Here is a 26,352-nt window from a genome sequence, read left to right on the forward strand (position 1 = left end):
TCGAGTTGCGCGCGTGTTCTATGTTCTACGGAGTTGGTATGGGCGTGTCAAGCGGGTGGAAACGGTGCTATCGCGTGCCGGAGAGCATCACTTCGAGCACCAGTTTGCTGCCGAAATAGGCGATCGCCAGAACAATAAGCCCGGCGAGTGTCCAGCGAATGGCGATGCGCCCACGCCAGCCGAAACGATGTCGCCCCCAGAGCAGCACGCCAAATACGCACCACGATGCCAGCGACAGCACCGTCTTGTGCGCCAGATGTTGGGCAAACAGGTCTTCAAGAAACAGCAGGCCCGTGAGCAACGCTACGCTGAGCACTATGAAACCGAGCCAGATCATCTGAAACAACAGTGCCTCCATTACCTGTAACGGTGGCAATGCGCGGATAAAACCCCCGGGGTGACGGTTGCGCAGATGGTGATCCTGAACGGCGAGCAACATCGCCTGCACCGCTGCAATGCTGAGGATGCTGTAGGCAAGAATCGAGGTGAGTATATGCGCCTCGATTCCCAGTGGCTCCTCTCCGGTCACCAGTCGTTCCGCCGGGAAGACCAGGGCAAAGAAGATGGTCGCTGCGGCGACCGGCAGGATCACGATGCCAAGGTTTTCGATCGGTTGAGAGAAAGCCGATATCAGCAGCAATAGTGCGATCAACCAGGCGACCAGAGTCAGTGCATTGAAAACACCCAGATTGACTCCGTTGTTGGAGACAACGAACTGATAGATCACCAATCCGTGCAGTATCAGAGCGCATAAACCGACGCTCAGTGGCCCGCGCTTGGCCAGCTCCGCTGCGCTGCCACCTCGCGCCAATCGCAAGCCGAGCAGCAGGCTCGAAGCTAGATAGAGGATGACCGCAGCTATGGCTAAAAACGAAGTGCTCATAAAATTCAACAGATTGATCGCAACAGGTTGCGGCATAATGGCATATTCGACTGTGTCGTTGAAGAGTGCATCGGGGAGGCAAAGGGGGAGCACTGACCGGGGGATCTGATTGATGCTATTGATTCTGCGACTCAAATCCCTTTATGGTTTTTTGCCGCTGTGCAAGAATGTGCCCGCAGGGAAACACGAAGGATATTGGTGCCCATGAGATTGCGTGTGCTGGGATGCAGCGGTGGAATCGGCGTTGGGTTGCGCTCTACATCGATGCTCCTGGATGAAGACATATTGATTGACGCGGGCACCGGAGTGGGTGACCTGCGCCTCGAAGAGATGGCTGCGCTGCGGCACATCTTTATCACCCATTCGCATCTCGACCACATCGCTGGCCTGCCTTTGCTGCTCGACAGCATTTTTGATCGCATCAAGGTCCCCATCACGCTCCATGGGCAACCTGAAACCCTGCAGGCGTTGCGTGACCATATATTCAACTGGGTCCTGTGGCCCGATTTCACCGTTTTGCCATCGGAGCAGAACGGTGTGCTGCGCATGGTAGAGATGCGGCCTGGAGAGGTGCTGGAGTTGGGGGGGCGGCGAATTGAGATGATACCGGTCAATCACACCGTACCAGGGGTGGCTTACCGGGTGGCGTGCGGGGAGCGGACCGTTGCCTTCAGCGGCGATACCACGACCAACGATACGCTATGGGCGGCGCTCAATGCCCATGAGTCCCTGGATCTCCTTATCGTCGAGGCGGCATTTCCAAACCGCGATCAGGCTTTGAGTGTCCAGGCGCGCCACTACACGCCTACGCTGTTGGGAGCCGATCTGGAAAAGCTGAATCATCAGCCGCAGATCTACGTCACCCATGCCAAACCGGGTGCCGAGGCCCTGATTATTGCCGAATGCCGCGCCGCCATAACAACGCGAGCAATAGAACTGCTGAGTCACGGGCAGATTTTCCAACTATAATCCGCCATTCAGATCGTCTGCCGGTACCCGCTATCGGTAGCAGGTTCTACGCAGTGAGGTTCCAATCCAATGTTTGACAATCTGAGCCAGCGACTGAGTCGCGTGGTCAAAAACCTGCGCGGTCAAGGGCGCATCAGCGAGGACAACATCAAGGAGACGCTACGCGAAGTACGCATGGCGCTTCTGGAGGCGGATGTGGCTTTGCCGGTAGTGCGTGCCTTTATCGATCAGATGCGCGAGCGTGCGCTCGGTCAGGATGTGTTGCAAAGCCTGACCCCCGGGCAGGCGCTGATCAAAATCGTCAACGATGAATTGGTCGCGTTGATGGGAGAGGCGTGCGATGAGTTGGATCTCAATGCACGTCCACCCGTGGTGGTGCTCATGGCTGGACTGCAAGGTTCGGGCAAGACCACGAGTTCGGCAAAACTGGCGGGTTTCCTCAAAGAGCGCCATAAGAAATCAGTCATGGTGGTGAGCTGTGATGTGTACCGTCCCGCCGCCATCGAGCAACTCAAGACATTGGCAGGCGAGGTTGGGGCAGTTTTTTTCCCGAGCGATGTGTCCCAGGAACCGGTCGCCATAGCACGGGCGGCGCTGGAACAGGCGCGCAAGCAGTTTGTCGATGTGCTGATCGTCGATACTGCCGGTCGACTCCATGTCGATGCGGAGATGATGGAAGAGATTCAGCGTCTGCATGCGGTTTTGGCACCGGTCGAAACGCTCTTTGTCGTCGACGCCATGACCGGGCAGGATGCGGCCAACACCGCCAAGGCTTTCCATGATGCGCTGCCGCTCTCCGGTGTTGTGTTAACCAAGACCGATGGTGACGCACGCGGCGGCGCGGCACTCTCGATTCGGCACATCACCGGCAAGCCGATCAAGTTTCTGGGTGTCGGCGAGAAGACCACAGCGCTTGAACCATTCCATCCCGATCGCGTTGCCTCGCGTATTCTGGGCATGGGCGACGTGCTTTCACTGGTGGAAGAAGCCCACCAGAAGATCGACCGCGACACGGCCGAAAAGCTCGCCAAGAAGCTGACCAAGGGCAAGGGCTTCGATCTGGAGGATTTCCGCGCACAACTCCAGCAGATGAACCAGATGGGGGGAATGGCGGCGATGCTCGACAAGCTGCCCGGGGTCGGCGATCTGCCCGAGGCAGTGCGCAATCGGGTCAACGACAAGGAGACGGGGCGGCTCATCGCCATTATCAACTCGATGACACCCCACGAGAGGAAGTTCCCCGATATCATCAAGGGCTCGCGTAAGCGGCGTATTGCGGGCGGGTCGGGAACCCAGGTTCAGGAGATCAACCGGCTGCTGAAACAGTTCAAGCAGATGCAGAAGATGATGAAGAAGATGTCCAAGGGCGGTATGGCCAAGATGATGCGAGGGTTGAAGGGGCGTATGCCTACCGGCATGCCTTTTTAGTCGAGCGTGCTGCGACGCAAGCCAGGAGCCCGTCGACCTGGCGCTTTCTCGCCAATTGGCGTTTCATTTTTCGGGACATTCGCGTAAAATGCGCCGTTTACTTCGACCGGCTCGGCTGCGCCGGTCGATCGCATTATAGAACCTGTTTATTATCAAGGGATTACGAACCCAATGGTTACGATTCGTCTCGCCCGCGGCGGCGCCAAGAAGCGACCCTTCTATAGCATCGTCGTTACCGATTCGCGCAATCGACGCGATGGCCGCTACATCGAGCGTGTCGGCTATTTCAATCCTGTCGCCCGCGGTCAGGAGCAGCGTTTGAGCGTCGATACGGACCGCGTGCAGTATTGGTTGGGACAAGGTGCCCAGACCTCCGAGCGTGTTGCTAAATTGCTCAAGGAGCAGGCGGCATAGTCGATTCGGCGGTGTTCCGCGGTCAGGGATCCGCAGAGCCGGACTCGTGTGGAGCCGGATGGTGGTTGAACAGATCAAACGGCTCATCGTCGGACGCATCACAGGCATCTACGGTGTCCGGGGATGGGTGAAGATCCGCTCCTATACCGAACCGCGTGAGAACATTCTATCGTTCGATCGCTGGTTTGTAGGTCGGGGGGATCAATGGAGCGTCGAGCACGCGCTAGACGGTCGCAGGCAGGGCAAAGGCGTGGTGGCGCGGATCGCCGGGTGCGACGACCGGGATACGGCGGCTGCATTGCTCGGCAAAGAGATTGCGATAGATCGCAATCAATTGCCGGAACTGGATACGGACGATTACTACTGGGCTGACCTGGAAGGTTTGCAGGTTCGTAACAGCGAAGGCGTAGCGCTGGGCACGGTGGATCATCTGCTTGCCACAGGCGCCAATGATGTTTTGGTGGTGAAAGGGGATCACGAGCATCTGATTCCGTTTGTACTTGATCAGGTGGTAAAGGCGGTTCACCTCCACGAGGGATGGATCGAGGTCGATTGGGATCCGGAGTTTTGATCCCTAACGGCGAGCCGACCGGGGAACGGCGCATGCGGATTGGCGTCATCACGCTGTTTCCGGAGATGATTGAAGCTCTGCGGCTGGGTGGCATCACAGCGCGGGCGCTCGAGCGTGGCCTGGTTGATTTGGTGTGCTGGAATCCGCGCGATTACACAACGGATCGGCACCGAACCGTGGACGATCGGCCATACGGCGGCGGTCCGGGGATGGTGATGAAGGTCGAGCCGCTGCGGCAGGCGATCAGCGCCGCGCGCGCCGCGGCACCAGCGGGCAGTCCGGTGATCTACCTGACACCACAGGGGCGCCGGCTCGATCAGGCCGGAGTACAGGAATTGGCAGGCTTGCCAGGGGTGATTCTTCTGGCGGGACGCTACGAAGGGGTCGATGAGCGCATCGTCGAGAACGATGTCGATGCGGAGTGGTCGATCGGCGATTATGTTTTGAGCGGTGGCGAACTCGCCGCGATGGCGCTGATCGATGCAGTTACCCGCCTGCAGCCGGGGGCGCTGGGCGACGCCGATTCCGCCATGCAGGATTCGTACATGGACGGGTTGCTCGATTATCCGCATTACACCCGTCCGGAACAGATCGCCGGGCAACATGTGCCCGAGGTGCTACTTTCCGGCGATCACGCCGCCATTTCCAGCTGGCGCAAGATGCAGGCGCTGGGGCGGACGGAGTTGCGACGACCGGATCTTCTCGAGCGGTTGCAGCTAACGGAAGAACAGCGGGCTCTGTTGGAACAATTCCGGCAGGAGAACGCAGATCGTGGGATATCAGATTGACACTGAATTACCTGGGGAACGAGCCATGAGCAACATCATCGACCAGATCAATGCCGAACAGATGAACAAGGAATTCCCGGAGTTCGGACCGGGAGACACTGTAGTGGTGCGTGTTAAGGTGAAAGAGGGCAGCAACGAACGTTTGCAGGACTTTGAAGGTGTGGTCATCGCCAAACGCAATCGCGGCCTCAACTCCTCGTTCACCGTGCGCAAAATCAGCCATGGTGAAGGTGTTGAACGCGTCTTCCCCACCTACAGTCCGAACGTTCAGGAAGTGAAGGTCAAGCGCCGTGGTGACGTGCGCCGCGCCAAGCTTTACTACCTGCGCGACCTGCGCGGTAAGGCGGCGCGCATCAAGGAAAAGCTCTAAGCGTCAGAGTTCTCCGCGATGCACCGGGAACGGGTGCTTGCCGAGCGGCAAGGCACCCGTTTTTCGTTTTGGCGTCGACGGGGTGGATCGCCTATCCTGTCGTCCATGTCTGGTCAACGCTCGATTGCCGCTGCGACGCTCGCCGTCACGCTGCTCATGCCTCAAACTGCCGGCGCGGCAACACTGGAGGAGGTGGCTGTCCTGGCCCAAACCGGGGCGGTGGAGCTGGCAAGCCACCTGGTGGAGCGCGAACAGCCGTCGCTCGCGGAAAACCCGGTCGAGTGGTTGCGCTGGGAGCGTGCCCGACTCGAACTCTATCGTGCCCGGCGCGCCTGGGCGTTGCTGACGGAACGGGTTGTCAGGCTCCCCGCCGATGTTCCAGCTCCGTTTCGATTGTGGGCAAAGCGGCTGCAGGTCGAAGCGTTTCTTGAGCAGGAGAAGGGCGAGGAGGCTCGGGAACTTCTGCGGGAGCTGATTTGGGGTAACGGCAACCCTGCACCCACACCGGATCAGTTGACCGATTGGCGTCGCCTGGTGATCCGCAGTTATCTCGTTGACGGCAGTATCGAAGATGCTCAGATAGCGATGCTGCGCTATCGCCAGGACTATGGCGATGGCAGTGATGAGTGGCGTCTTTTGCAGGCGCAGGTCATGTTGCGCGCAGGCGCGACCAGTGAAGTGCCGGGCTTGCTGGACAAGGTGGGTGGTATCGAAGCGCGCACCCTGGTACTGCTGGCGCAGTTGCGCAGCGGAGACCAAAGGCCGGCGGCGGTTGCGCACGAGGCCCGCAAACTCAGCGAAGACGCCAAACTCACCCCCTCCCAGCGCATCCAGGTTTGGGCGCTGGCCGCAGAGGCCGCCGAGACCGCCAGCGACGCCGTGGGACGTGCTCAGGCACTGGAACACGCGCTGCTCCAACCGGGGGCCGTCGCCCAATTGGCGGGCGTATTGCGCGTCGATGCCGATGCCTTGTGGGATGCCTATCTTGCCTATGGTCAGGCTGCGGGCAATCAGGAACAGTTGCTGGTGGGACAGGATCAGGCCTGGTTCGCCAAGGCGGGCGAATTTGCCAAGCGCTATCCATTGCGCGCCCGTTCGATGTATGTCGTGGTTGCACTCAACGGCCTCGATGCCGAAACCCGCGCGCTGGCCCATCTGCAATTGGCGCAGTCGCTGACCGCGATCGAGGGAGGGGATCTGCTGCTGCGCCGACTCTATCTGGAATCGAAGCGTTTCGCTCGCCTCGATGGCGTACCCGAACCCATCCGTCATCGAATGGTGGATTTGGCGCTGGCATCCTCCGAGGTGGGGCTGGCATCGCGGTTAATGCGGGGACTGGCAACGCCCCCCGCGGGATTGGAGCGTGTCGAGTGGCAGATGCGTCGGGCGCGGGTGCTGATCCTCGCCGGTGAGCCTGACGAGGGCGTCGAGTTGCTGGCAACCCTGCTCCGTGAGACACCGCAGTTTGAGACGGCGGTGCTCGATCGTTTGCTGCAGGTCATTTTCGATCTGCAGACGATTGGCCGTCACGCCGACGCCTTGCAGTTATTCAGCGATCTGGCGCGCAAATCCCTCGATGACCAGCGCCGACGGGAGCTGCTGTTCTGGATGGCCGATTCGCATCGCGAGCGGGGACAGCACGAACTCGCCGCGCATCACTATCTGCAATCGGCCACTCTCGTAGATCTTTTCAGTATGGATCGGTGGGCGCAGACCGCGCGCTATCAGGCGGCCCGTGAGTTGGCGAGTGCACATCTCTACGTCGATGCGAGGCGCCTGTTTCACGGCTTGCTCAACGCCACTCGCGACCCCAGCCGGCGCGCAGTCCTGCAGCGTGAGATCCAGCAATTGCAGCTCAAGGAACAGGCGTTGGAGGCCAAAGGTGTTGGGGCTGTAACAGCCGCCAGGCCATGAAACGCAGTCGGGCAGAATCGCGACGCCGAACCGGTAGGGCGCCACCCTACGATGCCATCGTTCCCGCCCCCTTCGGAGCCCTGGGTGTGACGGTGTCCGAGAGTGCCCTTGTGGGCGTGGATTTCCTGCCCGGGGAATCACCGCGGCTCTGCGCCAACTCCGAATTTGCCGAGCGAGCGGCAGGCGTGCTGGCCGCGTACCTGCGCGATGCCCGGGTTCCTTTGAACCTGCCCGTAGCGCCTCAGGGAACACTTTTCCAGCGGCGGGTCTGGCAGACGATGGTGCGGATACCGCGGGGACAGACGCGCGCCTATGGCGAGTTGGCGCGTGAACTGGGGTCTTCTGCGCGGGCCGTGGGCGGTGCCTGTGGTGCCAATCCTGTTGTCGTGGTTATTCCGTGCCACCGGGTCGTGTCGGCGCACGGGCTGGGGGGATTTTCTGGTGCAACCGACGGCCATTGGCTCGAGGTTAAACGTTGGCTGCTCAATCATGAAGGGGTGCCAGGGCTTGGCGCGTGACATGGCCTCGCGCGAGCAGATCGAAGAGTTCCTTGATGTACTCTGGATGGAACGAGGACTGAGCAGGAATACGCTTGCAGCCTATCGAGCGGACCTGCTGGGATTCGCTGGCTGGCTCGGCCAACAGGGGGGACGCCTGCTGCTCCAGGCCGGACGATCCGATCTGCTTGCCTACCTGGCGGAACGGGCTGGTGGGGGTGCTCAGCCGCGCAGCAGCGCGCGTCTGCTCTCGACGCTGCGACGCTTCTACCGCTACCAGGTACGCGAGGGCAGACTCCAGGAGGATCCAAGTGCTCGAATCGATGCGCCGCGCATCGGACGCAGGCTGCCCGATTCACTCACCGAGGAGGAGGTGAGTCGACTTCTCGCCGCGCCCGATGAGAGTACCCCGCTGGGGCTGCGCGACCGCACCATGCTGGAGGTGCTCTACGCAACGGGGCTCAGGGTATCGGAACTGGTTACGCTGCGCATCGATCAGTGCAATCAACGCCTCGGGGTGGTCCGAGTGACCGGTAAAGGGAACAAAGAACGCCTGATACCCCTGGGGGAGGATGCGTTGGAATGGCTGGCCCGCTATCTGGATGAAGCGCGCCCGGAACTTGTGCGGGGCAACGATAACGCGGGCTTGTTTCTTTCACGTCGGGCAAAGCCCATGACGCGACAAACCTTCTGGCATATCATCAGGCGCTACAGCCGCCAGGCGAACATCACCAAACATCTATCTCCTCACACGTTACGCCATGCGTTTGCCACCCATTTGCTCAATCACGGAGCGGATCTACGGGTGGTGCAGCTGCTGCTCGGGCACAGCGATCTGTCAACGACCCAGATTTATACGCATGTAGCGCGCGAGCGGCTCAAGCAACTCCACACCGACCATCACCCGCGAGGGTAGTACGTGCGATGTTGTTTAGAGATCCTCAACGGCCTTCATAAACTCGGCCAGGCGGCCTTGTACATCGATGTCGAGCTGATCGAAACGGAGGCCAAAGCGCGCGCGTTCGGCATCTGCCTTGAGATTCTTCACCTCACCCCACACGATCTGTTCATAGGCGATGCCGGGCAGCTTGAGATTGAGCACCACCTCGTCACCGCTCTTGAACAGGAATTCCGGGTGGTTCGCGGACAGGCGCACCGCGCACCTGCACCCCTCGGAGCTGATGTCGAGCAACTTGCCCGGCAACTCGCTGTCGCCTGCCACCACCGTACAGGGGAGCTGGCAGTCAATACGCCGGGTATTGCGCAGTACATGCCTTGCAACCAGCTCGGGGCAGCGCAAAAAAAGCAGTTTGGCGGGAGATTCGATGCGTTCCACCAGTTCGGCAACAAAACCGTACACCGCACCCCGGAATCGGTAGCGGACACTGATCGGATTGCCGGACGAGATAGGGTAGGGGACGCCTGCGTGCTTGAGGGGATCGGCCACGATCCAGTAGTTGCCGGTCTCCATCCCGATGAAATGGCTGCTGAGGCGTTCATGTCGTGTAGTGAGCGTGAGTTGCACGACGGTGCCAATCCCGATGGCGGGTGTCACCTGTTCAAACTCCCTGAGATGTGGTTTGCGCACAGGCTGATTCATGGCAAGCGGCATCGTTAGTGCAGGATGTTAAGCATTTGCGTGCGATAGCGCGCGATCAACGGATCATCGGGGCCGAGTTGGGCGAATACCGCGAGCATCGCCTTGCGCGCACCGTCTTCGCGAAAACCCCGGTCCATCTGCACGATGGCAAGCAGTTGTTGCAATGCCGATTCGGCTTCGCCGTCTTCCAGATAACGGGCAGCGAGCTGGTAGCGCGGCAGGGGTTCAAGCGGCTGTTGCTCGACGGTCTCTTCCAGCGCGCTGCGGTCGGGTGCCGCAATAAGGGCGCGTGACAGATCAATACGCGCGCGCAGGGTGTCCGCTTCCGGGCTTTCACGGATTTCACGGGGCAAGCCCGCCAATGTTGTCTCGGCCCCATCGAGATCGCCGGCACTGACCAGGAAGCCTGCCACCTCGAATTGCAGTACTCCGTTGCCGGGTTCCAGGACGGCAGCCTGGTGTGCCAGGGCGGTCGCCGCCGGCCAGAGCCCCAGAGCGGCCTTCTCTGCGGCCTGTGACATCAATCGGTCTGCTTCACTGAACCGATTGCGTTCGATTATTTCGCGGATCACGGTCTCAGGCTGTACGCCGAGGAACTGATCCACCACCATCCCTTTTCGGAACACCATGACGGTGGGAACGCTGCGAACTCCGGCCTCTGCGGCAAGATTGCTCTGCTCATCGATATTGAGTTTGGCGAGAATAAAATCGCCGGCGAACTCGTCGACCAGCTTGAGCAGGGTGGGCAGCATCTGTTTGCAGGGCTGGCACCACTCCGCCCAGAAATCGACCAGCACTGGTGCGATATGAGAAGCGGCAATGACGGTGTGCTCGAAGTTGTCATCGGTGACTTCGACGATATGGGGGCTATTTTTCATTGTTCTCGACAGCGACCAGAGCCATGTAATTGAGCTTTGTCACTCTACCGAAGAGCGCGGGGGGCCACAACCAGACCGATGGATTCCGGCGGTGACGCCTCTCGGTGTAGGGAGCAACCGAAGTCGATGTGGCAAGGCACGGAAATCGGTGTAGGAGATCTACCGACAGATGACGCGACTGAAGGATTCAAGTGGTTGATAAATTAACCGAATACTCGATTGCAGCAGCGTTCATGCAGGGTCTGTTGCCCGCGAAGGGCGGTCGTCGGGCACTACCGTTTCACAATCAGTGCGGGCATCTTGTACCCCTGGTTGGAAAGGACGCCGACCTGCCTCCCAATCGTTCAGGATGACACGCCATCAAGGCATGGGGGTAACCAGTCAGGGATCTCTACAGGATGTGATCGACGGCAGGACGCCGCAGCAAGGACGCAGTCACAGGGAGAGTGAAACGGGGCGGGATGCCCAGGCGACAGGCGGCGATGAGCCGCCTGTCGTCTTTTCAATCCTGCGCCAACATCTCCCGCAATCGGTAGATCCATTCCAGCGCCCGGCGCGGCGAGAGATCATCGATGTCGAGATCGGCCAACGCAGTCTCCACCTGGCTGGGGGTTTTGGCGGAAAACAGCGGCAGTTGAGTAGCACCGGGTGTTGCGCCGGCGTTTGCAGACCTCCCCTGTTCGAGCTCCAGAAGGTAGGCACGCGCCGGTTCGATCACGGCGGGGGGAACGCCGGCCAGCGCGGCGACGTGCAGACCGTAACTGCGATCGGCCGGACCCTCCTCGACACTGTGAAGAAACACGATGCGCTGGTCATGCTCCACTGCGTTGAGGTGGACATTCGCGACTACCGCAACCTCTTCGGGTAGTCGGGTGAGCTCGAAATAGTGGGTGGCGAACAGGGTGTAGGCACCAATATGTTCGGCCAGATGGCGAGCGCAGGCCCAGGCGAGGGCCAGGCCGTCAAAGGTGCTTGTGCCACGACCGATCTCGTCCATCAGCACCAGACTCTGCGTGCTGGCGTTGTGCAGGATGTTGGCGGTCTCAGTCATTTCCACCATGAAGGTCGAACGGCCGCCGGCGAGATCGTCGGCCGCCCCGATGCGGGTAAAGATGCGATCTATCGGTCCGAGGACGGCGGTTCGAGCGGGCACGTAGCTCCCGATATGAGCCAGTACCACGATGAGTGCAACCTGGCGCATGTAGGTCGATTTACCACCCATATTGGGTCCGGTGATGATCAGCATGCGGCGGTCCGGACCCAGATGCAGATCATTGGGGATGAAGGCCTGATCGGTAACCTGTTCCACTACCGGATGGCGGCCCGCTTCAATATGCAGCCCCGTTTCGGGAGAAAACCGGGGTGAATTCCATTCAAGCGTGGCGGCGCAGTGGGCAAAGGTCACCAGAACGTCGAGCTCGGCGAGCGCATCGGCGCTCTCCTGCAAGGCAGGGATCCATTCGGCCAGTAGGTCCAACAGTTCTTCGTAGAGCACCTTCTCCCTGGTCAGCGCGCGCTCGCGGGCGCTGAGTACCTGGTCTTCAAAACCCTTGAGTTCCGGTGTGATGTAGCGTTCCGCCGATTTGAGTGTCTGGCGGCGGATGTAATCGTCCGGGATGCGCTCGGCATGACTGCGACCTAATTCGATGTAGTAACCATGGACCCGGTTGTAGCTCACTTTCAGAGCCGCGATACCGGTGCGCTGGCGCTCTCGTGATTCGAGATCGAGGAGGAATTGGTCGGCGTTCTCGCTCAAGGCGCGCAGTTCGTCGAGTTCGCTGTCGTAACCGGGAGCGATGACGCCGCCATCTCGAATCAGGACTGGAGGGACCTCGATCACAGCCGCACGCAACCGTGTCAGGGCCTCGGGGGATTCGTCGATTCGGTTGTGGAATTCCGCCAACTGGGGGGAATCGAGGGTCGCGAGCGAACACCGCAATTCAGGAAGCAGTTGCAAGCTGTCGCGCAGCGCGGAGAGATCTCTGGGCCGCGCGGATCTCAGCCCGATTCGGGTGAGGATGCGTTCGATATCTCCAATCCCCTTCAGATGCGTGTGCAAGCCCTCATAGGCGCGATTGTCAATCAGCGTTTCAACCGCTTGAAGCCGCTTGCGGAGCCGTTCCTGGTCGCGCAGCGGCCGGTTCACCCAGCGCCGCAGAGCGCGGCTGCCCATTGCGGTGGCCGTGTGGTCGAGTATTCCCAGGAGCGTATGCTGCTGGACCCCCGCGAGATTGGTATCGATTTCGAGATTGCGACGGCTATTGGCGTCTATCTGGATCGCGTCGCCGGGATGCTCGATGCGCAGGCTGCGGATGTGCGGCAGCGAACTGCGCTGTGTATCTCCAACGTACTGAAGCAGTGCACCGGCCGCCGCAATGGCCAGGGGCATACCTTCGCAACCGAACCCACTCAGATCACGGGTGCCCAGGTGGTCGCAGAGCCGGCGCTCGGCGGTTTGCGGGGCGAAATGCCACGGGGGGCGCGTGGTAAGGCCGGAACGGCGACCGGCGGCTGCCGGCAATAGGGCGTCTTCTGCGCATAAAAGCTCAGCGGGTTTGAGGCGTTCCATCTCCGCCAGGAAGGATTCCTCGCCACTGATCTGCTCGAGGCTGAAGCGGCCACCGGCCAGATCCAGTATCGCGATACCAAAGTGGTCGTGGCGACAATGAACCGCCACCAGGAGTGTGTCCCGCCGTTCGTCCAACAGCGCCTCATCGGTAAGCGTGCCGGGTGTGACTATCCGCACAACCTCACGATCCACGGGGCCTTTGGATTTGGCCGGATCGCCGGTCTGCTCGCAGATGGCCACGGATTCGCCAAGACGTACCAGGCGCACCAGGTAGTTATCCACCGCATGAACCGGTACACCGGCCATGGGAATGGGTTTGCCCGCCGATTGACCGCGACTGGTCAAGGTTATGTCGAGCAGCTTCGAACCTCTGATCGCGTCGTCATAGAAAAGCTCGTAGAAATCGCCCATGCGATAGAAGACCAGGACCGTGGGATGCTCGCTCTTGATGCGCAGGTATTGCCGCATCATCGGTGTATGAGCAGCCAGGGTTTCTTGGACTACGGCCATGCGCGATCGATTCCTGCATCCTGCTGCAACGCCCACCGGCGGCGTTCGACGACGGGACGCCGCTGCGGTTTTCAGCGTAAATCTTTGAAAACGTGGATTCGGTACCGGCAGCGGCACAACTTTTTCGACGCCGCCGTTACGCTTTGTAGTACGTGGGCTAGGATTATAGCAAGGCCCGCCCCCCGAACGGCCAGCCCGCTTGCAGTTACCCGCGGCTTGGACCTGATTGCTAAAAAACACCAATAAAATCAACACGAAAAGCGATCGTCTGCAGGAGAGGCGCGGCAGCATTGATAGTGCATGAGTGGTTTAGGGAAACCTTGGCAGCGGGTTGAACTCTGTGTCCGCGCTTGCTGTCTAGAGTCTTGCGGGCAGCGGTTCTCTCATGGGGAACGTTCAATGATGGTTCAGCCCGGGGATAAGTTCCGAAATCCAAGCTGGAGGTAACAGCCATGGGGCAGGATAAGAGCGAGTTTGCTGAACTGATAGAACGCGATCGGATGGAACGCACCACTAAAAAGTGGAGCGGTACATTGATCGACTACCTGGATGTGGTCAAAAAAGATCCTTCGATCACCAAATTGGCGCACGCACGCATGTACGAGCTGATCCGTGGCGCGGGCGTACGCGATATCGCAGAGTCGGAGAATCCCAAAGTCAAACGCCTCTTTGCCGATGATCCGGTGAAGGTATACGGGTTCTTCGAACACGAGTTTTTCGGTGTTGAGACGACATTGGCGCAGATCGTGCGCTATTTCCAATCGGCTGCGCTGCACGGCGAGGAGAGCCGTCAGGTGCTCTACCTGATGGGGCCCGTAGGCGCCGGCAAAAGCTCGCTGGTGGAAAAGTTGCAGGGCGGCTTGGAGCAGGTCGATCCCATTTACGCCATTGCCGGTTGCCCGATCCACGAGGAGCCCCTGCACCTCATTCCGCGGCATCTGCGTATCGAGTTCGAGAAGATGCTGGGCGTTCATATCGAGGGTGACCTCTGCCCGGTTTGCCGCTACCGCCTGAAGAACGAATTCAACGGCAAGTACGAAACCATGATGGTGGAGACCATCGAGTTCTCCAAACGGGACCGGCGCGGCATCGGCGTCGTACCCCCGGTCGATCCCAACAACCAGGATACATCGGTGCTGATCGGATCGGAGGATATCTCCAAGCTGGATATCTATTCAGAAGGCGATCCGCGCGTGCTCGATCTCAACGGGGCGTTCAACGTCGGCAACCGCGGCATGGTCGAGTTCATAGAGGTTTTCAAGAATGAGACGGAATACCTGCATGCCATGATTACCGCAACGCAGGAGAAATTCGTGCCCGCACCGGGACGCCACGGCACAGTGTATGTCGATTCGGTCATCGTTGCACACTCCAACGAAGCCGAATGGCAGCGGTTCCGCGCCGACAATACCAACGAAGCCATTCTCGATCGTATCGTTGTCGTCAAGGTGCCGTACAACCTGCGGGTCACCGAAGAGGTCAAGATCTACAAGAAAATACTCGGCAAATCCGATTTCGACGCCCACATAGCGCCCTACACGATAGAAATCGCTTCGCTGTTCGCCATTCTGTCGCGCCTCGAGCAGAGTCCGAAGGTGGATTTGATGACCAAAGTGCGGCTCTACGACGGTGAGGAGGTGGTAGAGAAGGGCAGGACCAAGCGACTTAGCGTTCGCGAATTGCGCGAGGATGCAAAATCGGAGGGCATGAACGGCATCTCGACGCGGTTCATCATGAAGGCGATCGACAATGCGTTGTCCAACAATCCCGAATGCATCAATCCGATCAATGTGCGCGAGGCGTTGGTCAATATGGTCAAAGCGTCGGATTACTCCGATGATGTGCGCAAACGCTATCTCGAGTTTCTTCAGGACATGATCCACAAGGAGTACCTGGAGATGCTCGAGAAGGAGATTACCAAGGCGTTCGTATACTCCTACCAGGAACAGGCGGAATCGTTGTTCCAGAACTATCTCGACCACGCCGAGGCTTTTGTCAACAAGAGCAAGGTGAAAGACCGCAACACCAACGAAGAGTTGGAACCGGACGAGGAGTTTCTCAAGTCCATTGAGGAACACATCGCCATTATCGGCAGTGCCGCAGAGGGTTTCCGCCAGGAAGTGATCGCCTTCCTGTGGGCCAGTCAGCGCCGCGGCGAGACGATCAACTACCAAAGCTACGAGCCTTTGAAGTCGGCGATCGAAAAGAAGTTGATGAGTTCGGTTCGTGAGATCAGCCGCATCATAACCAAATCCCGCACCCGCGACGAAGAACAGAAACAAAAATACGACGGCATGGTGCAGAATCTGATGGACAACGGTTACTGCGAACACTGCGTTGATGTAATTCTCAAGTACGCGGCCAACAATTTGTGGAAGGACTAGCGATACGGATCTTTTATGACGATTTTGGGATTCCGCGGTGAAACCCCATCAAATGGAGTGAAAGGTGAGCAACAGCGAAACCATTTTCAGGCCCTACTCTCCTTCTGAGTCGTTACGCTCCGATCGCAGCGCCGGTGATCGCCAGAGACACCGTGGCAAAGTGCTGGAATCGATCCGTGACAACATCGCCGATCTTATTGCCGAGGAAGCGATTATTGGTCAATCCAGTGATCGCGTCGTAAAAATACCCATTCGTTCCATACGCGAGTATCGCTTTGTCTACGGTGAAAACACGCCGGGTGTGGGTACCGGTGATGGCGATACCGAGGAAGGACAGGTCGTGGGTCGCGCAAAGGGCGGCGAACCCGGCCCGGGGCCGGCCGGCAATCAGCCGGGCTTTGACTATTACGAAACCGATGTAACGCTGGATGAACTCATCTCTATCATGTTTGAGGATCTGGCACTTCCCGATATGGAACAGAAACGTTTGCGTCAGGTGATGTCGGAGCGCACCTCCAAAAGGCGCGGTTATCGTCAGGTCGGAGTGCATGTGCATCTGGACAAAAAGCGTTCGGCACGCGCTCGCGTGCGGCGCAAACTGGCTACAACCCGAGCCGGACGAGCGCGCGACGATGGGCGTTTCCCGTTTCATCAGGACGATTTGAAGTTCCGCCATCGCGTGCCGGATATGAAGCCTTCTTCCAATGCGGTGGTGATCTGCATCATGGATACATCGGGTTCGATGGACATGATGAAGAAATATCTGGCACGCAGCTTCTTCTTCTTGTTGCATCGTTTCGTCTGCACCCGCTATCAACATGTCGAACTGGTCTTCATCGCCCACCATACCCAGGCACGTGAAGTTACCGAGGAGGAGTTCTTTCACAAGGGCGAATCGGGTGGCACGATGATCTCATCGGGTTATAACAAGGCGCTGGAGGTGATACGCGATCGCTATCATCCTGAACATTGGAACATCTATGCATTTCATTGTTCGGACGGCGACAACTTTGCCAGTGATAATGAGCAGACGTTGCGCGCGGCCAAACAGCTGTGTGAGGTATGCAATCTGTTTGGCTACGGTGAGATAAAACCCTATTCGCTCCATTATGAGAGTTCTCTGATAGAGGCGTTTGAGAAGATTGATGCCGAAAACTATCAGGCCGTTCTTATAAAACGTAAGGATGATGTCTGGCCGAGTTTCAAGGCGTTGTTGAAACGTGAGCGCCTCCCGGAGACAGGAGACGGGGAGACGCCCGCATGAGCGGCGAATTGGATATTGAGGAACTGAAACGATGGGATGAGCGGATCAGAGAGAAAGTGGATGCTTTCGGGCTCGAGTGTTATCCGCAAGAGTACGAGGTCAGCGATCATCTTCAGATGTTGAGCTACATGGCCTACTCGGGTATGCCCGCGCACTATCCGCATTGGTCCTACGGGAAATCCTATGAAAAATTGAAGACGACCTATGACCATGGTGTGTCGGGTTTGCCCTATGAGATGGTGATCAACTCCAATCCGTGCATTGCCTACCTGATGCGGGAGAACTCCCTCGCGCTGACCGTGCTCACCATGGCACATGTCTACGGCCACAACGATTTCTTCAAAAACAACTTCACCTTCGCCCATACCCGGGCCGAATTGACGGTGAGCAACTTCAAGCTGCACGCTGAACGGGTGCGCCGCTATGTGGAGGATCCCTCGATCGGGCGCAAGGAGGTTGAACTGACCCTGGACGCCGCGCATGCGCTTTCGTTGCAACTCAACCGCAACCGCGCGCTGCGCAAACGTTCCCCGCAGGAGCAGATCGCCGCGGCTGCGGAGCGCTCCTATCCGGCGCGAGATGCCTACCAAACGATTCACAAGGGACAGGAGGCCAGCGCCGTCGATCTGGACAGGATTCCTCTGGAACCGGAAGCGGATCTACTGCTCTTCATTCGGGACAACAACCGGCAATTGACGGAATGGCAGCGCGATTTACTGACCATCGTTCACGAAGAAGCCGAGTATTTCCTGCCGCAAATAGAAACCAAGATCATGAATGAGGGCTGGGCCAGCTTTTGGCATCGCACCATCATGAATAACCTCGAGCTTCCCCAATCGATGCACTTGGAGTTCCTGGTTCATCATAATCAGGTAGTGCGACCCATCACCGGCGATCTCAATCCCTACCATCTGGGTTTGAAGATCTGGGATGACATATGGCGACGATTCGGGGATACCGGCGGCGTACTGCCGTCGCCCGATGTACCGCCGGACGGACAGGCGTTGGCGAAACTGTTCGAGGTCCGGGAAGTGGATCGAGATGCGTCGTTCTTACGCCGGTTTCTGAGCAATGAGCTGATCGAAGAGTTGGATCTTTTCCGCCACCAGGCGCGCGGCAAAGAGCAGGTCGTCACCCACGTGGCTAACGACGAGGGTTGCGATGCGATTCGACAGACGCTCATCAGCAATGTAGGCATGGGCGCCGTGCCGGTGATCAAGGTCGAGGACGCCGACTACGATCGCGACCGCTCGCTTTATCTCAAGCACTATCACGATGGGCGCGAACTCAAACTCGATTTTGCCGAGAAAACTCTGGAGCATCTCTATCGTCTGTGGGGGCGGCGTGTCGTTCTGGAAACGACTGTTCACGACCGTGGCGTGTTGTTATGCTTCGATGAAGATGGTTTCGACAGCAAGGAACACAAGCGTGACCCCGACGATCTGTTCCACTGACCGTGATGCGCCAATCGCACAGGACGTCGTCACTCTTCTCAACGAGCCATGAAGCAAACCCCCGCGCCGCCCTCAGAGCGCAGGCTCCATGATCTGGCCTGCGAGGTTGGCGACAGGCTCCGGGATCGTGGATGGCAACTGGCGACAGCCGAGTCCTGCACCGGTGGCTGGATCGCCAAACTGATCACCGATCGGGCGGGGAGTTCGGCGTGGTTCGACCGGGGTTTTGTCACCTATTCCAACAACGCCAAATGTTCGATGCTCGATGTGCCTGAAGAGGTGCTCGCGAGGCAGGGTGCGGTGAGCGCAGCAGCGGTCACGGCCATGGTGACCGGCGCACTACGCAACAGCACCGCGCAGGTGGCGGTGGCAGTGAGTGGTATCGCAGGGCCGGAGGGGGGTACGGCCGAAAAACCGGTGGGGACGGTGTGGTTTGGATGGGGAACCGAGGCCGGCGAAGTGCTGACCGAGCGCAGGGAGTTCACGGGAAACCGGGATGCCGTTCGACGACACGCGGCAGCCCATGCATTGCAGGGCGTGATCCAACTGTTCACGGATGAAGGTTGACCACGAGAGGCTGTTCTTCGCGCTCTGGCCAAGCGATGCTTGGCAGGAAGCCTGCCAGGCACAGGCAACAAAGCGGTTGCCGCGCGCAACCGGCCGCTGGATACCGCAACAAAACCTCCATGTCACGCTGGCCTTCCTGGGTGCGGTGAGCGGCACGCAGCGGATCTGTCTGGAAAGGGCGGCCGATCAGATCGCTGCCGAGGCCTTCACACTGGCGTTCGAGAGGCTGGACTACCGGTCGCGCAACAGGATCGTTTGGGCCAGCACCCAACAGATCCCTCCCGCGCTCATCAGGCTGGTCGATCAACTGCGCGCCCTGCTGCCGGGGTGCGGGCTGAGCGCCGAGAGCAGGGTATTCACACCGCACCTCACGTTGCTGCGCAAGGCCGATCGTGTAGAGACAGGATCTTCTGCGGCGATTCCACCCTGGCCGGTGACGTCCTTTTCACTCGTGCGCTCGCAAACCCTCCCGAGCGGTGCGTTGTACGAGACCCTGCGCAGTTGGCCGCTGCGGAGCCCGGCGGAACACTGACGCAACTTTAAACGAACGTTTGAACTCGTCTATACTCGATTGTGATGAACGTGCGCGCTCGAAACGAATTGGGGGACAACGTTGCGACCAAGGCGCGTATTCTCGACGCTGCCGAAAGGCTGTTTGCGGACAAGGGTTTTGACGCCACTTCGCTGCGCACGATCACCGCCGCCGCTGCGGTCAACCTGGCGGCGGTCAATTACCATTTTGGCTCCAAAATAGGGTTGCTGGAGGAGGTCTTTCGGCGCCGTGTCGAACCGCTGAATGCGGAGCGACTGCGGCAGCTCGACATGCTGGATGAAGCCGCGGGTTCGGGGGCTGCGTCTGTCGCCGCCATTTTGCGTACCTTTATCGAACCCGCTCTCCAGGTGAGCCAGGATCCCGCGCGCGGCGGTATGGTGTTCATGCGTCTCCTGGGACGCTCCTACGTGGAACCCAACGAGCATCTCCGACGTTTCATGCCGGGTCTCTATCAGGACATCAAGCTGCGGTACGGTGAGGCGCTGGGCGCGGCACTGCCGCAGCTGGGTGCCGAAGATCTCTATTGGCGGATGCATTTCGTGATCGGCACCATTGCCTACGCCATGGCGGGAACCGATGCACTACACCTGCTCGCGGCCTGCCCCTACTGTGATCCGGACGATGTGGATGGCATGACCGAGCGGCTGGTCGAATTTCTCTCGGCGGGTATGAAAGCCGAGAAACCCGCATAGTTTGCGAGGTTCGGAGGTTGCCGAGCGCGGGAAGGGCAGCCGCCGATTGAAATAGCGCGGCGACAGTCTGGGTCCGGATGCTGAATTGAAACGAACGTTTGAATTAATCCACCGTATGAAGGTATGCTGTGGCGGTAGCCGGTCACCCCGGTCGAGGGGTTGAGCGGCGCGGGGCGAACGCAAGAGTCACTCCGGCGGCGCCTTGGGTACTTTGGAGGCAGGAGGAGGCAATGGCCAGCGGTTTGATTTGGCTACTGGTGGCGTTGGCGTCGGTTTGGACGCTGGCGATGCTGCGCGCCCCGGGGTGGGGCTGGTGGGCTGCCTTCGCTGTTCTGATCGCCTGCGCGCGCCTGGTGGGCGGGATCGGCGATACCACTGCCCTTGTCCTGCTGGCCGTCTCCCTGCTGTTGGTTGTGCCGCTCGTGGTCGCGCCGTTGCGCCGTCTTCTGATCAGCCGTCATGTTCTGGCCGCCTTTCGCAAAGTGCTACCGGAGGTCTCCCGTACCGAGCAGGAGGCGCTCGACGCGGGAACCGTCTGGTGGGACGGCGATCTGTTCAGCGGCAATCCCGACTGGAACAAACTGCTGGATCTGCGTTTGCCGGCATTGACGGCCGAAGAACAGGCCTTCCTCGACGGTCCGGTCGAAGAGCTTTGCGCGTTGATCGATGACTGGAAGGTGACCCACGAGTGGCAGGATCTTCCGCCCAACGTCTGGGAGTTTCTGCAGGACAAGGGATTCTTCGGGATGATAATTCCCAGGCGCTACGGGGGCCTGGAGTTCTCCGCGCTGGCGCATTCCGCCGTGGTCGTCAAGCTTGCCAGCCGCAGCCTCACAGCCGCGGTGACAGTCATGGTGCCCAACTCGCTGGGCCCCGCCGAATTGCTGCTGCATTACGGCACCGACCAACAGAAGGCACACTATCTGCCGCGTCTCGCCAGGGGTGAAGAGATCCCCTGCTTTGCCCTGACCGGGCCGACCGCCGGCAGCGACGCAGCAGCGATCCCAGATACCGGCGTGGTTTGTCACGGTGAATACGCTGGCAAGAGCAACGTTCTCGGCATCCGCCTCAACTGGAACAAACGCTACATCACCCTGGGACCGGTCGCCACGGTGATCGGGTTGGCGTTCCGACTCCTCGATCCCGATCATCTGCTGGGCGAGGAGGACGATCTGGGCATTACCTGCGCGCTGATCCCGGCGGACACTCGCGGTGTGGTCATCGGGCGGCGCCACCTGCCGCTGAATGCCGTGTTTCAGAACGGCCCCACCCAGGGCCACGATGTCTTCATCCCCCTGGAGTGGATCATCGGCGGGCTCGAACAGGCGGGCAATGGCTGGCGCATGCTGATGGAATCGCTGGCCGCGGGGCGTTCCATCTCCTTGCCCGCGCTCAGCGTGGGTGCCGCCAAAGTGGCGAGCCGCGCCACCGGCGCCTACAGCCGTGTGCGCAAGCAGTTCAAGACCCCCATCGGCCGCTTCGAGGGGATTCAGGAACCCCTCGCCCGTATCGGCGGTATGACCTACATGATGGATGCCGCGCGGGTCATGACCTGCGGTGCGCTCGATCTGGGCGAAAAACCCTCGGTGATCTCGGCCATTCTCAAGTACCACCTGACCGAGATGATGCGCCAGATCGTCAACGATGCCATGGATATCCAGGGCGGCTCGGGTATCTGCCTGGGACCGCGCAACTATCTGGGACGGGCGTATCAGGCGGTGCCGATCAGCATCACCGTGGAGGGGGCCAACATCCTGACGCGCAGCCTGATCATCTTCGGGCAGGGCGCGATTCGTTGCCATCCCTACCTGTTGCGCGAAATGCGCGCGGCCCACGCCGCGGACGGAAAGCAGGCGCTGACCGACTTCGATCAGGCCTTCTTCGGGCACATTCGCCACGCCGTGGCAAGCGGGGCACGAACCCTGTTCTACGGATTGGGCGGCTGGCGTTTGGTGCGCGTTCCCGAAGGCGGCCCCGTGCGGCACTACTATAAGCATTTCACCCGGGTGAGCTGCGCTTTCTCGCTGTTGACGGAGATGTCGATGATGACCCTGGGCGGCGAACTGAAGCGACGTGAACGCCTGTCCGCTCGCTTGGGCGATGTGCTGAGCTGCCTCTACCTGGGTTCCGCCATTCTCAAGCGCTTCGATCACGAAGGGCGCATGGTCAAGGATCTGCCCTTTGTGCACTGGGGGTGTCAGCAAGCGCTCTACCTGGCCGAGAAACGGATGATCGAGGCGCTGATCAATCTACCCTCGAGGGGACTGGCGCGCATTCTGCGTGGCTGGATCTTCCCCGCCGGGCGTACCTACTTCCCGCCTGACGATCGGCTCGAAACGCAGGTGGCGGAGCTGTTGCTGCGGGATTCCGGCAGTCGTGATCGGCTTACCGCCGGGTTGTATATCCCCGCGGAAGCCGACCATCCGCTGCGGCGCTTGGAGCAGGCGCTGCATCTGGCCGATGGCACCGAGGAGACGGAACGTCAGCTGCGCCACGCCCAGCGTGATGGCATCATCGCGGGAGCGGATGAAGAGGAACTCCTCGTGCGGGCGCTTGCAGCGGGTGTGGTGAGCGAAGCGCAGGCGAAGTCGCTACGGGAGTATTGGGCCTTGGTCTGGGAGATCATCCAGGTCGATGACTTCCCGCCCGATTTTGGTCGCGAGAACCAGGAGGCGCCATGTGCGCAGCGCGAACAGGCGTGAGGCCGCAATCCGTCTACGTGGTCGATGGGACGCGTACCCCGTTCCTCAAGGCACGCAATGGGCCGGGCGCGTTCAGCGGCAGCGATCTGGCCGTCGCCGCCGGGCGTGCGTTGCTGATGCGACAACCGTTCGCGCCCGATGCAATCGATGAAGTGATTCTGGGGTGCATGATCCCCAGTCCGGATGAGGCCAACATCGGGCGTGTTGTGTCACTACGCATGGGTTGCGGTCACCGGGTGCCCGGATGGACGGTGCAGCGCAACTGCGCTTCGGGCATGCAGGCCATCGACAGCGCGCTGCACAATATCGCCTCCGGCCGTGCCGATCTGGTGCTGGCCGGCGGCACCGATTCCATGAGTCATGCGCCGGTGCTGTGGGGGCGGGCGATGGTCGAGTGGCTGGTCGCTTGGCAGACCGCGCGTGATCTGCCCACGCGGCTCAAGGCGATCGGCCGCCTGCGTCCGCGTCATCTGGTGCCGGTGATCAGCCTCTTGCGCGGATTGACCGACCCCACCGTGAATCTTTCCATGGGCCAGACGGCGGAGATTGTCGCCCAGCGCTTCGCTATCGATCGTGATGCGATGGACGCCTTCGCCGTGACCAGCCATCAGCGCCTGTCTGCAGCCCAGGCCACCGGGAGCCTCGACGAGATCACGCCGCTATTCGACGAGAAGGGTGGTCTGTACGAAACCGACGACGGGGTGCGGCCCGATTCATCGCTGGACAAACTCGCCAAATTGAAGCCGGTCTTCGATCGCAAGTTCGGCAATGTCACGGCCGGCAACAGCGCACAGATCACCGATGGCGCGGCCTGTCTGCTGCTCGCTTCCGAGGCGGCGGTCAAGCGCCACCAGTTGCCGGTCATCGGGCGCATCGTCGATGTCGCCTGGGCCGGCCTCGATCCTGCGGAGATGGGTCTGGGGCCCGCGCATGCCGTGCCGATGCTGCTCAAACGCCAGCGCATCCGTCAGGAACGTATCGATTACTGGGAGATCAATGAAGCCTTCGCCGCGCAGGTCCTGGCGGTGCTCGCCGCCTGGGAAGACAAAGCCTACTGCCGTGATGTGCTCGGATTGTCCGGCACGTTTGGCACTATCGATCGGGATCGATTGAACGCCGACGGTGGCGCCATCGCCCTCGGGCATCCGATCGGCGCCAGCGGCGCGCGCATCGTGCTGCATGCGCTCAAGGTGTTGCAGCGCGAGGGTGGGCGTTACGCGGTGGCTTCGCTGTGTATCGGCGGCGGCCAGGGCGGCGCCACGCTGATCGAGGCCCTGGGGTCGTCCCATGGCTAAAGCACCACAACATTGGCGTCTCGAACGCGACGCGGGTGGCGTCGCCTGGCTCTACCTGGATCAGGCGAACAGTGCCACCAACGTGCTTTCCAGCGAAGTGCTGGAGCAGCTCGCCTCGATGCTGGATCGCTTGCTCGCCGAACCGCCCGCGGGTCTGGTGATCGCCTCCGGCAAAGAACACGGATTCATCGCCGGGGCCGATGTCCACGAGATTGCGACGGTGACCGAGTTCGATGCCGCGCTGCTGATGGTGAAGCGGGTGCAGGCGCTGTTCGATCGTATCGAGCAGCTGCCTTTTCCCACGGTCGCCGCCATCAATGGCTTCTGCCTGGGCGGTGGTCTCGAATTGGCCCTCGCCTGCCGTTACCGCGTTGCCGACGATGCGCCTGCCACCCGTCTTGGACTGCCCGAGGTGATGCTGGGCTTTCATCCCGGCTGGGGCGGGACCGTGCGACTCACCCGGTTGATCGGAGCCCCTGCGGCGCTCGATTTAATGCTGAGCGGTCGCACCGTCGACGCGCGCCGCGCGCAGAAGATGGGCATGATCGATTACGCCGTGCCGCGGCGCCATCTGCAGCGCGCAGCGCTTGGCCTGCTGCGGGAGTTGCCCGCGCATCGCTTGCCGTGGTGGTTGAAAGCCCTCGAGCTCAAGCCCGGGCGCGAGTTGCTCGCATATTGGGTCAAGCGCCAGGTGGCAGAACGTGCCCGGGAAGAACACTACCCGGCCCCTTACGCCGTCATCGAGCTGTGGCGCGGTCATGGTGGCGATTGGTCAAGGATGATGGAGCGCGAGGCGGAATCCGCCGCGCGCCTGGCGATGGGCGAGACGGCGCGCAACCTGATCCGCGTGTTCCTGCTGCGCGAGCGCCTGCGCGAGCTCGGCAAAGCGAGTCCGCTGCAAGTGCGCCATGTGCACGTCGTCGGCGCTGGAACCATGGGCGGTGATATCGCGGCATGGTGCGCGCTGCGCGGACTCAGCGTAACACTGCAGGATCGCGGTCCGGCACAGATCGCCCCGGCCATTGCCCGGGCGGCGACCCTGTTTCGCAAGCGGCTCAAGCAGCCGCATCGTGTGCAGGCGGCACTCGACAGGCTGGTGCCGGATCCTCACGGTGATGGCGTTGCGCGTGCCGATCTGGTCATCGAAGCCATCGTCGAGGATCTGCAGGCCAAGCGAGACCTGTTCCGCAGTGTGGAAGCGCGTGCCCCGAGTACTGCGCTGCTGGCGACCAACACCTCCAGTATTCCGTTGCAGGAGATCGCCCAGGCGCTGGAGGATCCGCAGCGTTTGGTTGGGCTGCACTTTTTCAATCCCGTTGCCAGGATGCAGCTCGTCGAGGTGGTGAGCACCCCAGAGACGCCGCCGGAGTTGATCGAGCAGGCTGCGGCGTTCGTCCGCGCCATCGATCGTCTCGCCCTGCCGGTACGCAGCGCGCCGGGATTCCTGGTCAACCGCCTGTTGATGCCCTATCTGATGGAGGCGGTCGAATTGGTTGAGCAGGGCGTCGCACCGGAGGTGGTCGACGAGGCGGCACGGCGTTTCGGCATGCCTATCGGCCCCGTGGAATTGGCCGACACCGTCGGTCTGGATGTCTGCCTTTCCGTGGCGCGAGTGTTGACTCAGCACTACGGTGGTGAAGTGCCCCAGCGGCTGGAGAGCCTGGTCTCCCAGGGACGGTTGGGGCGTAAATCCGGTGAGGGTTTCTATACCTACACCAAGGGCCGGCGCACCCAGCGTAAACACGAAGGCATCGACGAGCAGGAGTTGCTGGCCATGGCGGACCGCATGGTGCTGCGCATCATCAATGAGGCTCAGGCCTGTCTTGCGGAGCAGGTGATTGATGATGGTGATCTGCTCGATGCGGGTATGGTGTTCGGCGCTGGATTCGCGCCTTTTCGCGGCGGCGTGATGCACTATATGAATCGGCGCGGTCGTACCGACATCGTCAGGGCGATGGAGCAATTGGCAGGGCGAATAGGATCACGGTTTGCACCGCACCGGTCGCTGACCGCGGCGGTAACCAAAGAGGACTGAGCGGCATCGCTGCTC

22 protein-coding genes are annotated in these 26,352 nt (G+C 60.5%); 18 read left to right on the forward strand and 4 right to left on the reverse strand.

The window, feature by feature from the left end; translation table 11 throughout:
- Positions 1-67 precede the first annotated feature (67 nt).
- Complete coding sequence (locus DWQ09_12365) at positions 68-883, reverse strand: cytochrome C biogenesis protein (GenBank protein KAA3628029.1); 816 nt, start codon at positions 881-883, stop codon at positions 68-70.
- Between the two features lie 204 nt (positions 884-1,087).
- Between DWQ09_12365 and DWQ09_12370 the strand changes: the two genes are divergently transcribed.
- From DWQ09_12370 to xerD, 9 genes are all read left to right on the forward strand, one after another.
- A complete protein-coding gene (locus tag DWQ09_12370) occupies positions 1,088-1,852 on the forward strand; it encodes a 3',5'-cyclic-nucleotide phosphodiesterase (protein ID KAA3627934.1) in 765 nt (254 codons plus the stop codon).
- Between the two features lie 69 nt (positions 1,853-1,921).
- Positions 1,922-3,280, forward strand: a complete 1,359-nt coding sequence (locus tag DWQ09_12375; GenBank protein KAA3627935.1) for a signal recognition particle protein — start codon at positions 1,922-1,924, stop codon at positions 3,278-3,280.
- A 171-nt stretch (positions 3,281-3,451) separates the two neighbouring features.
- Positions 3,452-3,694, forward strand: a complete 243-nt coding sequence (locus tag DWQ09_12380) for a 30S ribosomal protein S16 (GenBank protein ID KAA3627936.1) — start codon at positions 3,452-3,454, stop codon at positions 3,692-3,694.
- Positions 3,695-3,752: 58 nt separating this feature from the next.
- On the forward strand, positions 3,753-4,265 hold the full coding sequence (locus tag DWQ09_12385) for a ribosome maturation factor RimM (GenBank protein ID KAA3627937.1): 513 nt from the start codon (positions 3,753-3,755) through the stop codon (positions 4,263-4,265).
- Positions 4,266-4,297: 32 nt separating this feature from the next.
- A complete protein-coding gene (gene trmD, locus DWQ09_12390) occupies positions 4,298-5,053 on the forward strand; it encodes a tRNA (guanosine(37)-N1)-methyltransferase TrmD (protein KAA3627938.1) in 756 nt (251 codons plus the stop codon).
- A 25-nt stretch (positions 5,054-5,078) separates the two neighbouring features.
- On the forward strand, positions 5,079-5,423 hold the full coding sequence (locus DWQ09_12395; GenBank protein KAA3627939.1) for a 50S ribosomal protein L19: 345 nt from the start codon (positions 5,079-5,081) through the stop codon (positions 5,421-5,423).
- Positions 5,424-5,528: 105 nt separating this feature from the next.
- On the forward strand, positions 5,529-7,337 hold the full coding sequence (locus tag DWQ09_12400) for a hypothetical protein (protein ID KAA3627940.1): 1,809 nt from the start codon (positions 5,529-5,531) through the stop codon (positions 7,335-7,337).
- Complete coding sequence (locus DWQ09_12405; protein KAA3627941.1) at positions 7,334-7,855, forward strand: methylated-DNA--[protein]-cysteine S-methyltransferase; 522 nt, start codon at positions 7,334-7,336, stop codon at positions 7,853-7,855. The genes DWQ09_12400 and DWQ09_12405 overlap by 4 nt, the downstream gene beginning before the upstream one ends.
- Entirely contained in the window at positions 7,827-8,750 is a 924-nt protein-coding gene (gene xerD / locus DWQ09_12410) for a site-specific tyrosine recombinase XerD (GenBank protein KAA3627942.1), read from the forward strand. The genes DWQ09_12405 and xerD overlap by 29 nt, the downstream gene beginning before the upstream one ends.
- 15 nt (positions 8,751-8,765) lie before the next feature.
- On the opposite strand, the gene DWQ09_12415 is transcribed toward xerD, so the two are convergent.
- The 3 genes from DWQ09_12415 to mutS all read right to left on the reverse strand — a co-directional run bounded on the left by DWQ09_12415 (position 8,766) and on the right by mutS (position 13,352).
- Positions 8,766-9,446, reverse strand: coding sequence for a flagellar brake protein (locus DWQ09_12415; GenBank protein KAA3627943.1), 681 nt, complete (start codon positions 9,444-9,446; stop codon positions 8,766-8,768).
- Positions 9,447-9,448: 2 nt separating this feature from the next.
- Positions 9,449-10,312 carry a thioredoxin gene (gene trxA, locus DWQ09_12420; GenBank protein ID KAA3627944.1) on the reverse strand — a complete coding sequence of 288 codons (864 nt, stop codon included), beginning with the start codon at positions 10,310-10,312 and terminating at the stop codon, positions 9,449-9,451.
- Positions 10,313-10,814: 502 nt separating this feature from the next.
- Entirely contained in the window at positions 10,815-13,352 is a 2,538-nt protein-coding gene (gene mutS, locus DWQ09_12425) for a DNA mismatch repair protein MutS (GenBank protein ID KAA3628030.1), read from the reverse strand.
- A 491-nt stretch (positions 13,353-13,843) separates the two neighbouring features.
- Here mutS and DWQ09_12430 point away from each other — a divergent pair, with 491 nt between their 5' ends.
- The 9 genes from DWQ09_12430 (at position 13,844) to DWQ09_12470 (ending at position 26,337) form a co-directional block, all read left to right on the forward strand.
- Positions 13,844-15,775 carry a serine protein kinase gene (locus tag DWQ09_12430; GenBank protein ID KAA3627945.1) on the forward strand — a complete coding sequence of 644 codons (1,932 nt, stop codon included), beginning with the start codon at positions 13,844-13,846 and terminating at the stop codon, positions 15,773-15,775.
- Positions 15,776-15,839: 64 nt separating this feature from the next.
- Positions 15,840-17,039: a DUF444 family protein gene (locus tag DWQ09_12435; protein KAA3627946.1), complete on the forward strand. Its 1,200-nt coding sequence runs from the start codon at positions 15,840-15,842 to the stop codon at positions 17,037-17,039.
- Positions 17,036-18,493 (forward strand): stage V sporulation protein R, encoded by a 1,458-nt coding sequence (locus DWQ09_12440; protein ID KAA3627947.1) that lies wholly within the window; start codon positions 17,036-17,038, stop codon positions 18,491-18,493. The genes DWQ09_12435 and DWQ09_12440 overlap by 4 nt, the downstream gene beginning before the upstream one ends.
- A gap of 48 nt (positions 18,494-18,541) precedes the next feature.
- Positions 18,542-19,060 carry a nicotinamide-nucleotide amidase gene (locus DWQ09_12445; protein KAA3627948.1) on the forward strand — a complete coding sequence of 173 codons (519 nt, stop codon included), beginning with the start codon at positions 18,542-18,544 and terminating at the stop codon, positions 19,058-19,060.
- The gene (gene thpR, locus DWQ09_12450) at positions 19,050-19,592 is read left to right on the forward strand and encodes an RNA 2',3'-cyclic phosphodiesterase (GenBank protein KAA3627949.1); all 543 of its coding nucleotides are present in this window, start codon (positions 19,050-19,052) and stop codon (positions 19,590-19,592) included. The genes DWQ09_12445 and thpR overlap by 11 nt, the downstream gene beginning before the upstream one ends.
- Before the next feature lie 44 nt (positions 19,593-19,636).
- Positions 19,637-20,305, forward strand: coding sequence for a TetR/AcrR family transcriptional regulator (locus DWQ09_12455; protein ID KAA3627950.1), 669 nt, complete (start codon positions 19,637-19,639; stop codon positions 20,303-20,305).
- 230 nt (positions 20,306-20,535) lie between these two features.
- On the forward strand, positions 20,536-23,007 hold the full coding sequence (locus DWQ09_12460) for an acyl-CoA dehydrogenase (GenBank protein KAA3627951.1): 2,472 nt from the start codon (positions 20,536-20,538) through the stop codon (positions 23,005-23,007).
- The gene (locus tag DWQ09_12465) at positions 23,004-24,302 is read left to right on the forward strand and encodes an acetyl-CoA C-acetyltransferase (GenBank protein ID KAA3628031.1); all 1,299 of its coding nucleotides are present in this window, start codon (positions 23,004-23,006) and stop codon (positions 24,300-24,302) included. The genes DWQ09_12460 and DWQ09_12465 overlap by 4 nt, the downstream gene beginning before the upstream one ends.
- Entirely contained in the window at positions 24,295-26,337 is a 2,043-nt protein-coding gene (locus DWQ09_12470) for a crotonase (GenBank protein ID KAA3627952.1), read from the forward strand. Before DWQ09_12465 ends, DWQ09_12470 begins: the two co-directional genes overlap by 8 nt.
- Positions 26,338-26,352 lie beyond the last annotated feature (15 nt).

The organism is Pseudomonadota bacterium, assembly GCA_008501635.1.
In the GTDB taxonomy this organism is placed as follows: Bacteria; Pseudomonadota; Gammaproteobacteria; order QQUJ01; family QQUJ01; genus QQUJ01.